Origin of the sequence: Nocardia grenadensis (genome assembly GCF_050942415.1) — a bacterium.
GTDB lineage: Bacteria > Actinomycetota > Actinomycetes > Mycobacteriales > Mycobacteriaceae > Nocardia > Nocardia grenadensis.
This window is the reverse complement of the sequence record NZ_CP192054.1, coordinates 3,570,900-3,583,428: the sequence shown is the minus strand read 5'-3', so window position 1 is coordinate 3,583,428 and position 12,529 is coordinate 3,570,900. Positions and strand designations below refer to the sequence as shown.

General features: G+C 68.9%; 11 protein-coding genes. 6 read left to right on the top strand and 5 right to left on the bottom strand.

What is annotated here, in order from left to right; all coding sequences use genetic code 11:
• Positions 1–39: 39 nt before the first annotated feature.
• Together ACQPYS_RS16395 and ACQPYS_RS16390 are read left to right on the top strand one after the other, a co-directional pair.
• Positions 40–786: a CoA transferase subunit A gene (locus tag ACQPYS_RS16395; protein WP_063034781.1), complete on the top strand. Its 747-nt coding sequence runs from the start codon at positions 40–42 to the stop codon at positions 784–786.
• Entirely contained in the window at positions 783–1,439 is a 657-nt protein-coding gene (locus ACQPYS_RS16390) for a CoA transferase subunit B (protein ID WP_433490055.1), read from the top strand. The genes ACQPYS_RS16395 and ACQPYS_RS16390 overlap by 4 nt, the downstream gene beginning before the upstream one ends.
• Before the next feature lie 25 nt (positions 1,440–1,464).
• Here the strand turns inward: ACQPYS_RS16390 and ACQPYS_RS16385 are convergent, their stop codons facing one another.
• A complete protein-coding gene (locus ACQPYS_RS16385; RefSeq protein ID WP_433490054.1) occupies positions 1,465–2,373 on the bottom strand; it encodes a LysR family transcriptional regulator in 909 nt (302 codons plus the stop codon).
• A gap of 124 nt (positions 2,374–2,497) precedes the next feature.
• On the opposite strand from ACQPYS_RS16385, the gene ACQPYS_RS16380 reads away from it, so the two are divergent.
• From ACQPYS_RS16380 to ACQPYS_RS16370, 3 genes are all read left to right on the top strand, one after another.
• Complete coding sequence (locus ACQPYS_RS16380) at positions 2,498–3,739, top strand: MFS transporter (protein ID WP_431937894.1); 1,242 nt, start codon at positions 2,498–2,500, stop codon at positions 3,737–3,739.
• Positions 3,736–4,917, top strand: a complete 1,182-nt coding sequence (locus ACQPYS_RS16375; RefSeq protein ID WP_433490053.1) for a 4-hydroxybenzoate 3-monooxygenase — start codon at positions 3,736–3,738, stop codon at positions 4,915–4,917. The genes ACQPYS_RS16380 and ACQPYS_RS16375 overlap by 4 nt, the downstream gene beginning before the upstream one ends.
• Positions 4,918–5,075: 158 nt before the next feature.
• Positions 5,076–6,542, top strand: a complete 1,467-nt coding sequence (locus ACQPYS_RS16370; RefSeq protein WP_433490052.1) for an aldehyde dehydrogenase family protein — start codon at positions 5,076–5,078, stop codon at positions 6,540–6,542.
• Between the two features lie 19 nt (positions 6,543–6,561).
• Here ACQPYS_RS16370 and ACQPYS_RS16365 read toward each other — a convergent pair whose 3' ends face one another.
• From ACQPYS_RS16365 to ACQPYS_RS16350, 4 genes are read right to left on the bottom strand one after another with little or no spacing between them, the layout of a single operon-like run.
• Positions 6,562–8,007: an ABC transporter ATP-binding protein gene (locus ACQPYS_RS16365; RefSeq protein ID WP_433490051.1), complete on the bottom strand. Its 1,446-nt coding sequence runs from the start codon at positions 8,005–8,007 to the stop codon at positions 6,562–6,564.
• Positions 8,004–8,807, bottom strand: a complete 804-nt coding sequence (locus ACQPYS_RS16360) for an ABC transporter permease (RefSeq protein ID WP_063034774.1) — start codon at positions 8,805–8,807, stop codon at positions 8,004–8,006. The genes ACQPYS_RS16365 and ACQPYS_RS16360 overlap by 4 nt, the downstream gene beginning before the upstream one ends.
• Positions 8,804–9,733, bottom strand: a complete 930-nt coding sequence (locus ACQPYS_RS16355; RefSeq protein WP_063034773.1) for an ABC transporter permease — start codon at positions 9,731–9,733, stop codon at positions 8,804–8,806. Before ACQPYS_RS16355 ends, ACQPYS_RS16360 begins: the two co-directional genes overlap by 4 nt.
• Positions 9,730–11,265: an ABC transporter substrate-binding protein gene (locus tag ACQPYS_RS16350; RefSeq protein ID WP_433490050.1), complete on the bottom strand. Its 1,536-nt coding sequence runs from the start codon at positions 11,263–11,265 to the stop codon at positions 9,730–9,732. The genes ACQPYS_RS16355 and ACQPYS_RS16350 overlap by 4 nt, the downstream gene beginning before the upstream one ends.
• Positions 11,266–11,666: 401 nt before the next feature.
• On the opposite strand from ACQPYS_RS16350, the gene ACQPYS_RS16345 reads away from it, so the two are divergent.
• Positions 11,667–12,389, top strand: coding sequence for a GNAT family N-acetyltransferase (locus tag ACQPYS_RS16345; protein WP_433490049.1), 723 nt, complete (start codon positions 11,667–11,669; stop codon positions 12,387–12,389).
• Positions 12,390–12,529: the final 140 nt, after the last annotated feature.

The following is a 12,529-nucleotide window of genomic DNA, read 5'->3' as shown; positions in this document are numbered from 1 at the left end:
TTCACATTCCGCACAATTCTGGTTACTGTGGAGCGCGTGATGGACAAAGTCATTGCCACAGCCGCCGAAGCGGTCGCCGATATCCCCGACGGCTCTTCCCTGGCCGTCGGCGGATTCGGGCTGGTCGGGATCCCGGAAATACTGATCAACGCGCTGCTCGACCAGGGCGCCACCGATCTGGAGGTCGTCAGCAACAACTGCGGCACCAACGGCTTCGGTCTCGGGGTGCTGCTCGCGGCGCACCGGATCCGCCGGACCATCAGCTCCTATGTCGGCGCCAACGAGGAGTTCGCCCGCCAGTACCTGTCCGGCGAACTCGAGGTCGAGCTCACCCCGCAGGGCACCCTCGCCGAGCGGATGCGGGCCGGGGGCGCCGGAATTCCGGCCTTCTTCACCCCGGCCGGTGTCGGCACCCAGGTCGCCGAGGGTGGATTGCCGCTGCGCTACGACGGCGCGGGGGGCATCGCGGTGGCCTCACCGCCGAAGGAGACCCGGGTATTCGACGGGGTCACCTATGTGCTCGAGCGGGGCATCGTCACCGACTACGCGCTGGTTCACGCCTGGAAGGGCGACCGGCACGGCAACCTCGTCTATCGCGCCAGCGCCCGCAACTTCAACCCGCCCGCGGCCGCGGCGGGCCGGATCACCATCGCCCAGGTCGAGCATTTGGTGGAACCGGGCGAACTGGACCCCGACCAGGTGCACACCCCGGGGATCCAGGTCCAGCGGGTCGTACCCGTCGGCAAGGTCGAAGTAGGAATCGAGAACAGGACGGTGCGCGCATGACGCTGACCCGCGAACAGATGGCGGCCCGCGTCGCCGCCGAACTCGAAGACGGCCAGTACGTCAACCTCGGCATCGGGATGCCGACGCTGGTGCCCAACTATCTGCCCGGCGATATCACCGTCGTGCTGCATTCGGAGAACGGTGTCCTCGGGGTGGGCCCGTACCCGATCGAGGACGAACTCGATCCCGAACTGATCAATGCCGGCAAGGAAACCATCACCGTATTGCCCGGCGCCTCGTTCTTCGATTCCGCGCAGTCCTTCGGCATGATCCGCGGCGGTCAGGTCGATGTAGCGGTGCTGGGCGCCATGCAGGTCAGCGCGCGCGGCGATCTGGCCAACTGGATGATTCCGGGGAAGATGGTCAAGGGGATGGGCGGCGCCATGGATCTGGTGCACGGCGCCCGGCGGGTGATCGTGATGATGGATCATGTCTCGCGGTCGGGGGAGCCCAAGATCGTCGAAGAATGCACCCTGCCGCTGACCGGTCTGGGCTGTGTGGACCGGATCATCACCGATATGGCCGTGCTCGACGTGACCGAGCGTGGACTGGTGCTGGTGGAAACCGCGCCCGGGGTGACCGTCGCCGACGTCCGCGCGGCCACCGGCGCGGCCGTCGAGGTCGACGACGCGCTGGTCGAGCGGGTCGGTTGAGAGCGATGTCGTGATTTCGGCCGGTTCACAGGGCCGGCAGCTTGCCCATGGCCGTCCGGATCACCTCCAGGAAGAAGCGCTGGGCGGCGCTGCGTCCGGGTGCGTGCCGGGTGTAGGCGGCCACCTCGACCGGTTCGATGGGCCAGGGCAGCGCGAAGATCCGCACCGAATGGGTCCGGGCCAGCGCGCGGGCGACTCGCTCCGGGACGATCGCGACCAGTTCGCTGTCCTGCACCACGTACGGGAGTGTCGCGAACCGGGTGACCCGGACCGCGATGCGGCTCTCCAGCCGGTGTTCGACCAGTGCCCGGCGCGGACCCAGATGGCCGCTGCCGCCGTCCACCACCACGTGTCGCTCCCGCTCGAGCTCGCCGTGCGTCGGTGTGCCGGTGCCCAGCCGGGGATGATCGGCGGCGACCATACCCGCGTACCCCTCGGTGAACAGGGGTGTCCGGCGCAGCCGGGGCGAATCGAGGACCGGGCTGGCCACGATGGCGTCCATCTCGCCGCGGGCCAGCCGATCGGTCGCGGTGTCGAGGTCGAAGGCCTGGACCTGCAGACCCGCCTGTGGCGCCTGGGCTGCCAGTTCGGCCAGGACCAGCGGCAGTACCGTCACCTCCCCCAGATCCGAGAGTCCCAGGGTGAAGCGGGTGGGCCGGCCCGGATCGAAGTCCGTGGTCGCGCCGAGTGTTTCGGTGACCTCCGCCAGTGCGGCGCGCAGTGGCGGGTACAGCCGTTCGGATTCCGAGGTCGGCACCAGGCCGCCGGGCCCGCGGACGAACAGTTCGTCGTCGAGCCGCCTACGCAATTTGCCCAGGCCGTAGCTGACAGTCGGCTGAGTGACGCCCAGCAGATCGGCCGCGGCTGTGACGCTGCGCGTCTCGTAGAGCAGGACGAATGTCCGGACCAGGTTGAGGTCCACCTCGAATGCCATAGATCTCCTCTATTCCACTTCAGAAAATCATCTATTGGATTTCTGAGGAAGCGGAGCTTAGCGTGAGTGCCGTCACAAGCCGGGTCGCATCGTGGCGACCCGAAGATCAGAAGAGAACCCCATCATGAACAAACTGCTGTCGTGGCCTGCCGCGCTGTGCTGGCTCACCGTGCTGCTCGACGGGTATGACCTCGTCGTCCTCGGTGCGGTCATTCCGACACTGATCGACGAGAACCACGCCGGGTTCACGGCCTCGGGCGCGACCTTCGCGGCGACCATCTCCCTGGTCGGCGTGGCCATCGGTGCCGCCGGAGTCGGTCCGCTCGCCGATCGCTACGGCCGGCGCTCGGTACTGCTGGCCTCGATCGCCCTGTTCTCGGTGTTCACCGTCGCGGTGCCGTGGGCCGGATCGGTAGCCGTGTTCGGCGCCTTCCGGTTGCTCGCCGGGCTCGGTCTCGGCGCCTGTATGCCGACCGCCCTCACCTTCATGGCCGAACACATGCCCGCCTCGCGCCGGGCCTTCGCCAGTACCTTCACCATGACCGGCTACCACTTCGGTGCGGTCCTGGCCTCACTGTTCGCGCTCTGGCTCGTACCGAACTGGGAGATCCTGTTCTATGCCGGCGGTATCGCCGGATTCCTGCTGCTGCCCCTCATGTGGTGGAAGTTGCCCGAATCCGATGCCTATCTGGCGGCCCAGAGCAAGACCGAACGCGTCGGCCCCACTGTGGTCCTGCAGCCGAAATACCTGCGCACCACCCTCGGCGTGTGGGTCGGGTCGTTCATGGGTCTGCTGCTGGTCTACGGACTCAACACCTGGCTGCCGAAATTGATGCGCGACGCCGGATACAACATGTCCACGTCGCTGACCCTGCTGCTGGTGCTGAATATCGGCGCCATCATCGGCCTGATCGTCGCGGGGACCCTGGCCGACCGGCGCGGCACCAAACCGACCATCCTGATCTGGTTCGGTGCGGCCGCGGTGCTGCTCGCCCTGCTGAGCATCAAAGTGCCGAACACGTTCCTGCTCAATGCCCTGGTGCTGGTGACCGGTATTTTCGTCTTCTCGGCCCAGGTGTTGGTCTACGCCTATATCACGCAGGCCTACCCGGCCGAGGTCCGCGCGACCGCGCTCGGTCTCGCTTCCGCGGTCGGCCGCCTCGGCGCCATCTTCGGGCCGAGTATCACCGGGGCGCTCATCGTGGCCGGTTCCGCCCATCCGTGGGGTTTCTACTTCTTCGCGGTGGTCGCCGCGATCGGGTTGCTCGCGCTGGCGACGGTTCCCCGCCTGGCCGCCCGGCACTCGGAACCCACGGCCTCGGCACTCGGCACCGGACGCGACGATACGAAGGAGTACGCACTGTGACCACCACTCGGACCCAGGTAGCGATTGTCGGGGCGGGCCCGGCCGGGCTGCTGCTCTCCCATCTCCTGCACCGCTCCGGAATCGACTCGGTGGTCATCGATATCCGCAGCCGGCACGATATCGCCACCACCATCCGCGCCGGAATCCTCGAAGCGGGGTCGGTGCGCACCCTGGTCGACTCCGGGGTGTCCGATCGGGTGATCACCGACGGTGACCGCCACGACGGTGTGGTGTTCCGGTTCGGTGGCGAGAACCACCGCATCGACTTCCAGGAGCTGGTCGGTGAATCCGTCTGGCTGTACCCCCAGAACGATGTCTTCATCGATCTGGCGGCCCGCCGCGAGATCGACGGGGGCGATGTGCGCTACGGCGTCGCCGATACCGTGGTCGACACCTCCGGCGCACGGCCAGTGGTGTCCTTCATCGATGCCGACGGTCGCCGCGGCCGGATCGAGGCGGAGCTGGTGGTCGGTTCCGACGGCTCCCGGTCGATCTGCCGCAAAGCCTTCCCGGCCGGGACCCGCGGTGAATGGTTCCGCGAATACCCGTTCGCCTGGTTCGGGTTCCTCGCCGAGGCACCGCCCTCGCATCCGGAACTGATCTACGCGCAGTCCGAGCACGGCTTCGCGCTGGTGAGCCAGCGCACGCCCACGATGCAGCGGATGTATTTCCAGTGCTCGCCCGGCGAGCGGCCCGAGGACTGGGACGACGACCGGATCTGGGCGGAGATGCGCCGCCGGGTGAACGGGAACGGTTTCGAGATCCAGGAGGGGCCGATCAGCGCGAAGATGGTGCTGCCGTTCCGCTCCTTCGTCACCGCCCCGATGCGCCACGGGCGGTTGTTGCTCGCCGGCGATGCCGCGCACACCGTACCGCCGACCGGAGCCAAAGGGCTCAACCTGGCGCTCGCCGATGTCCGCGTACTGCACGAGGCGATCACCGATTTCCTGGCCGGCGCCGGAGACGAGGCCCTGGACCGCTACACCGACCGTGCTCTCGACCGGGTATGGAAGGCCCAGCACTTCTCGTACTGGATGACCACCATGCTCCACTCCGTGGAGGGGGCGTCTCCGTTCGATATCGCCCGGCAGCGCGGCGAACTGGCGATGGTCACCGGTTCCCGGCACGGCGCCGCCTATCTGGCGGAGGCCTATACCGGGTGGCAGCAGGCGGCCTGATTGCGGTCGCCCGCTGCCGGATCTACGCGTGAGCGCAGGGCCGGTGCCCGGTCCGCGCCATCGGATACGGGCGATCGACACAGCGGACGGGTGCGGCGAGGATACTCGTCCTCGCGGCCACCTCTGCTACGCACGACACCGCATTTCAGGAGTTCGCTATGACCACCACCGCCGATTCGGCCGCCACCGCTTGGCGCGCCGCGCTGTTCGACGGCAGCTTCCGTCCGACCTCCCGCACCCTGCCCGTGGTCTCCCCGGCCACCGGGGCGGTGCTCGACACCGTGGGCGAAGCCGGGACCGCCGAACTGGAGACAGCGGTGCGCTCGGCCACGGCGGCGCAACAGGACTGGGCGGCGCGCACCTATGACGAACGAGTGGCCGTCCTGCTGCGCGCCGCGCAGCTGCTGGGCGAGAATCCGGACCGGCTCGGCTCCTGGCTGGTGGCCGAAGCGGGGTCGGGGCAGGGTAAGGCGGCCTTCGAGGTCGGTCTGGTGACGAGCGAACTCCAGGAGTCCGCGGCCCTGGCCGCGCATCCGTACGGGGAGATGCTGCGGTCCGGGAAACCGCGCCTGTCGATGGCCCGCCGGATTCCGGTGGGAATCGTGGGCGTGATCTCGCCGTTCAACTTCCCCGCCATCCTGTCGATGCGCTCGGTGGCACCGGCGCTCGCCCTGGGTAACGCGGTAATCCTCAAACCGGATCCGCGTACCCCGATCTCGGGCGGGCTGGCCCTGGCCGAAGTGCTGCGGGACGCGGGATTACCTGTTGGAGTGCTGCACGTACTGCCCGGCGGCGGCGACCTGGGTGCGGCGATGGTCGAACACCCGCGGATCCCGTGCCTGTCGTTCACCGGTTCCACGGCCGCCGGTCGCCGGATCGCCGCGGCGGCCGGGCCGCTGCTCAAGAAGCTGCACCTCGAGCTGGGCGGTAACAATGCGCTGCTGGTGCTACCCGATGCGGACGTGCAGGCGGCCGCGTCGGCGGGTGCCTGGGGTTCGTTCCTGCACCAGGGGCAGATCTGCATGACCACCGGCCGGCATCTCGTGCACCGGTCCGTCGCCGAGGAGTACGTGGCAGCCCTGGTGGACAAGGCGCAGGACATTCCGGTGGGCGATCCCACCGACCCGGGCAACATGCTGGGTCCGATCATCGATGCCGGCCAGCGCGACCGGGTCCACGGACTGGTCACCGCGGCCGTCGATGCGGGCGCTACGGTGGCCGCGGGCGGGCAGTTCACGGATCTGTTCTACCGACCGACCGTTCTCACCGGTCTCACCCCGGACAATCCCGCCTGGACCGAGGAGATCTTCGGCCCGGTGGCGCCGGTCCTGGTCTACGACACCGTCGAGGAGGCCGTGGATATCATCAATGCCTCCGAATACGGTCTGTCCGTGGGTATCCTCACCGGCGACGCGTTCAAGGCCTACGAACTCGCCGACCGGATCGTCTCGGGTGCCGTGCACATCAACGATCAGACCGTGGACGACGAGGCGCCGATTCCGTTCGGCGGTCTGAAGGCCTCCGGAGCCGGCGGCCGGTTCGGCGGGCCGACCGCCAACCTCGATACGTTCACCGAAACCCAGTGGATCACTGTGCAATCCGAGATCCAGCGGTACCCGTTCTGATCCGGCCGCGAGCCACCGGTCAGGCCAGCAAGGCCTTGGTCTCCAATGCGTGCGGGGCGGCCAGTACCTCCGCGGTGGAGCCCTGTTCGACGACGGCGCCGTCGCCGAGGACCACGATCTGCCGGCAGTAGGCGGCGATCACTGCCATATCGTGGCTGATGACGAGTGTGCCGATGCCACGGGTGTGCCGGGTGTGCTCGATCAGGTCCATGATCGAGCGCGCGGTCCGGTCGTCGAGCGCCGAGGTTATCTCGTCGCAGATGAGGATGTCGGGCTCGGCGCCGAGTGCGCGCGCGATGGCGACGCGCTGGCGCTGGCCACCGGACAGTGCGCCGGGATAGCGGTGTAGTAGATCGGGCGCGAGGTCGACACTGCGCAGCAGGTCGGCCGCGCGTTCGGCGATCTCGGACCGGGCGGTGTTCCCGGCCAGGCGTAACGGTCGTGACAGGGACTGCAGGACCGTGTGTTTCGGGTTCAGCGTGGACAGCGGGTTCTGCGGGATCAATTGGACGCGGCGCCGGTCGCGCCGGGCTCGGCGGGCCCGGCCGACGGCCAGCGGACGGCCGTCGACCACGAGGGTGCCGGTGGCCTCGGTGTGTATTCCGGTGAGTACCCGCGCCAGCGTGGTTTTCCCGGCCCCGGACGGCCCGGCCAGGGCCACCGACCCGCCGGCCGGGACCGTGAGATCCACGGAGCGGAGCAGGCCGGTGCGCCCGGCCACCGCGGAGATCGCGGCTGCTTCCAGCGCGGGCGGCCCGGAGCGCGGTGGTTCCGCGGCGCGTGCGGCGAGCCGGGCCAAGGTGGTCCGTGATTCGCCCAGTTCGACGACCTCGTCGGCGAGGCGGTGCAGGATCTCGGTGTGGTGACCGGAGATCACCAACGCGATCTTGTCCTCGGTGGCCAGCGAGCGCAGGAGGTCGACGATCGTATTGCGCAGGTTTCCGTGCAGACCGGCGAGTGGTTCGTCGGCGACCAGGACGCCCACCTCGCGCACGAGGGCGACGGCGAGCGCAACCCGCCGCTGTTCGCCGCCGGACAATTCGCCGGGGCGTCGGCGCAGGAAGGATTCGGGCAGGTCCACCCGGGCGAGGGCGGCGCGGAGCGTGCTGTCGCTCGGGTGAACCGCTGCTTCTTCGAGCAGGGTGCGTACGCGCAGTGCGGGGTTGAGTGCGGCGCCGGGATCCTGATCGACGAACGCGATATTGCGTCGCCGGAAATCCTGCCGCGCAGCCGGGCTCAGGGCGAAGACATCCTGGCCGGCGACGTGCACGGTGCCGTGCGTGCGGTGGGCGCCCGGGGACAGATGCCCGAGCAGAGCCCGCATGAGCGTGGTCTTGCCGGTACCGGACGGCCCGGTCAACGCCGCCACCGTCCCCGGCGGCACCCGCAGCGATACCGGTGCCAGGAGTTCGGCACCGGACAGTGCGTGGATCGATAGATCGTCGACGACTACGCCGCCGTTCATATCGGCCGTTCCCCGGCGAACGCGGTCACCGCGCTGTTGACGCTGACGGCCAGTAGCCCGATGGCCAGGCTCGGCGCCAGCACCGCCGCCGGATTGAGCAGGATCCCCGGCGCGTTCTCCCGGACCATCACCGCCCAGTTGGCGGCGCCCAGCGAGGTCGGCAACTGTAGGAACGACACGGTGCTGACGATGTAGATGGCCTCCACGAACCGCAAACCGAGCTGGGTGAGCAGTGTGTGACGCAGATTCGGCAGCAATTCGCGGAATACCAGGTAGCCCAGTCGCTCACCGCGGGCCCGGGCGGCCTCGACGAAGCCCGCTCGCGCGACTCCACTCGCGGCCGCGGCGAATACACGCGCCGAATACGGGGTTCCCGCGACGACCGCGACAGCGATCAGGCCGGCGGTACCGGATTCGGGCCAGGACAGCATGAACAGCAGGATCGCCAGTACCGGCGGCAGCAGCATGCACAGGTCCGCGGCGCGTTCGATCCACGCGCCGGCGCGGGTGTGCAACGCGGCCGTCGCACCCAGGACGGCCGCGCAGGTGGTGACCAGCCCGGCGATGATCGCGGCGAGCACCAGTAACCCCCAGCCCCCGTGCAACAGCCGGCTCGTGACGTCCTGGCCGATCCGGTCGCCGCCCAGCCAGGCGCTGCCGCTGGGTTTCTCGAACGCGATGCCCACGGGATAGTCGACCGGATGCGGTGCGAGGAAGGGTCCGGACACCGCGACCACGGTGATCAGGACGGCGGGGGACACGGCCGCCACGACGCCGCGGCGGGTGAGCACGGGCGTCATCGCCGGCCCCGGTTCGCCCAGATACGGATGCCGTCGGCGGCCAGCAGTACGCACATGATCGCCGTGCCGGTCAATGCCACGATCGCGGCGACCAGTGCGGTATCGCGATCGGAGACGGAACCGGCGATCAGCGCACCCACGCCCGGGTAGTTGAATATCGTCTCCACGACGAGGGCGCCGCCGAACAGGGTGCCCACGGAGGTCGCGAAGGACGCCGCGATGGCCGGGAGAGCGAACGGAACCACATGCCGGAGCAGGACGGTCCGCTCCGGTAGTCCGTTCAGGAGGGCGTTGTCGACATGGGGAGCCGTCGCCGCGTCGAGCACCGCGCCCCGGACCACGCGCGCGTTCCAGGCCGCCTGCGGTACCGCGAGCGCGAGGACCGGTAGCACCAGCATTTCCACGCTCGCCGGATAGCCCGATCGATCGGTGAAGGTCACCGAGGGAAGGACACCCAGCCACAGCGAGAACACCATTACCAGGGTGATCGCTACGACGAACTCCGGAATCGCGGTGGCGAAGGCCGTGCCCGGTTGCAGTACCCGGGCCGCGAGACCGGAGGGGCGTGCCGCCCACCACATCCCGCACAGCAGCGAGACCGCCACGGTGACCAGCATGGCGATCGAGGCCAACAGCAGTGTCTGGGGGAAGTTCTCGGCGAGCAGTGCGTTCACCGGCTGCCCATGAGCGGTGGTCCCGAAATCGCCCGTGAGCGCACCGGTGAACCAGGACCAGAAACGCTCCGGTAGTGGGCGGTCGAGACCCAGTTCGTGTTCCTTGGCGGCGATTCGATCCGCCGGCGCGTCCCGCCCGAGCACGGCGCGTGCGGCATTGCCCGGCAGCAGATCGACCACCAGGAAGACCAGGGCGAGCAGGATGAACAGCAGCGCGAGCCGGCGCGCCACCAGGCCGGTGACCTTCCTCAACTCGACAACCACGCGCGTTCGAGCTGCACCCGGCCGTACCCGCCGAGGGCGGGCAGCCCCTGAACCGAGGTGGCGGCGATATCGATACCGTCGGCCATGCCCCAAACGAGGTAACCGCCGCGGTCGTACTGGATCCGTTGGATTTCCCTGCTCGCCTCGTCGAACTCGGTACCGACGGGCGCGGCGAGTGCCCGAGTGTAGGCCTTGTCGAAGGCGGAATCCGCGAAGCCGGCCTCGTTCCATGCGGTCTGCGAGGTCATGACCTTGCTGGCGAAGAACACCACCGAGTCGTTGGTGCCCCAGTTGACCGTGTAGAACGGTGCCTGCAGCCAGGTCCGGTCGTAGAAGTCGTTGGCCTCCTGGACGACGACCTCGATCTTCAGGCCGGCATCTCCGGCCTGGGCGGCGAAAACGCGGGCGGACTCGACTTCGCCGGCGGCCTCCTGTTTGGTCACCAGCCGATAGGTCTTCGATGTGTCGAATCCCGCCTCCGCGAGCAGCGCCTTCGCCCGGTCGATATCGCGTGCGCGCTGCGGTAGGGAGCGGTCGAAGCTCGGATCCGCGGTACCGAGAACATCGTTGGCGACCGTGCCGTAACCCGACAGGGCCTGTGCCACCATCGCCTCGCGGTCGACGGTGAGGCGCAGCGCTTCCCGCACCCGCGGATCGGCGAACGGCCCATCAGAGGTACGCATGGCGATCGCCACCGCGACATCGTCGGGCCGCCGGACGACCTTCAGATCACCCCGGCGCTCCGCGGTGCGGCCGGCCACCGCGCCGACACTGGACGCCAGATCGATCTGACCGGACATGATCGCGTTCGACATCGACTCCGGGCTCTCGAACAAGGTGACCTCGATCGCGTCGAGCAGCGGTGGACCGCCGTGCCAGGCCTCGTTACGCACCAGCCGGGCATTGCCGCGGTCGAAGGATTCGAGCCGGAACGGTCCGCTGCCTACGCCGCGGGCGAAATCGGTGGTGCCCTCGGGTACGACGAAGGTCATCATCCGCAGCAGCAGCGGCAGTTGACTGTTCGGCGCGGCGCAGGTCAGCACCACCGCGTTCGGGCCCGCGGGCCGGATATCGGCCACCGAGGACACCGGAACCTTCGTTTCTCCGGCGATCTCGCGCAGCCGGCGAAGCGACCACACCACGTCCGCGGAGGTGACCGGCCGGCCGTCGTGGAAACTCGCGCCTTCGGCGAGCGTGAACGTCCAATTCCGCTGATCCGCGTCCGCCTCCCAGCGAGCCGCGAGTCGCGGAGCCACATTGGGGTCGGCGCCGGGCACGGTCAGCGGATCGTAGAGGAGCGACATGATCAGGAAATCACTGTCGTTGCTCAGCGTGGCGTGGGGGTCGCGCTCGATCTTGGACAACTTACCCAGCGCCCCGACGCGCAGCGTTCCGCCACGTCTGGGCGGACCGCTGGTGCCGTCACCCGAACCGGGAGAACCGCTTCCACACGCCGCGACCACCAGTATCGCGCTCATGCCGAGACCGGCTCGGAACAGTCGGCGCCTGTTGATATCCACTACCCGACCTCGTCCGCTCGCCCATCAGAGGTTAGCCTCTGCTAACTCGATTGAGGTTATCGCGGTGTGCACACCGGGACAACAGATTCGGCCGGCCGGTGCGGACTCAACCGGGAGCGAGAGCGAACCGGGAGCAGGCGGGCAAGCAGGACGCCGGTGATCATCCATACGGCACGGGTGGTGTGGGTGTGTCGCACGGTCGGGCCCGCCGCACCACCGCCACCGCCACATACAGCGCGATCCATCCGAGCCCCCTAACCACCATGGGCACCGCTACCTCCCGTCGAAGGGGCGTTTCGCTGTGCCGGGCCGGCGCCTCGTTCCACGCTGGACCCACCCGCGGACCGCCCCGGCTCCGTGCGTGCACGGCCGTGGTGTGCGCCGCCCGGCATACTCGGCAGGTGGCGAACGACGAGATCTGCGGTATCGCGGTGGCCCCGGACACCGCTGTGCTGGACGACCCGGTGGGCGAATCACTGCGTGGGCACCATGCGCATCTGGCCCGCCGGAGCGGCCGGGCCCTCACCTACCTGCCCGACATCGCGACCTTCGCCGCGGTCGGTGCGGATCCGGATCCGCGGGCTTGGGCCGATCTCGCGCGGTTGCTCGGGCCGGGCGAACTCGCCGATATGTTCAGCTGTGCGGCGCCGCCGCCGGCGGACTGGGAAGAGATCTTCACCCTCGCGGGTCGGCAGATGGTCTTTTTCGGAGCCGCCCCGGCCGCGCCGACCGACGATCGCGGGATGGTCGAACTGGGGCCGGACAGCGTGTCCGAAATGCTCGACCTCGTCGCGCGCACCCGGCCCGGTCCGTTCCGGCCGCGCACCCAGGAGCTCGGCACCTATCTCGGTATCCGCGACGGCGGCCGGCTGGTGGCCATGGCGGGAGAACGGCTCCGGCCCCCGGGGTGGACCGAGATCAGCGCCGTCTGTACCGCCCCTGAAGCCCGGGGCAAGGGCCATGCGGCCCACCTGGTCCGTGCGCTCATCGCCCGTATCGTGGCCCGCGGCGACCGTCCTTTTCTGCATGTCGCGGAAGGGAATACGACCGCGATCGACGTCTATGAGAGGCTCGGCTTCCGAACCCGCGTATCCGTGACCTTCCGGGGGTATCGCATCCCGTAGCTTCCGCGGCATTGCGGTGTCCCCGGGCGGGCCCGATCGTGTGGAGTCGTACAGTGGCCGCCGCCCCGGTCGTTCGACGCAGCGGCCGTCCAGCCGTGTGCGCCCTCCGATCCGGACCGACACTCCGGCCGGACAGGAGC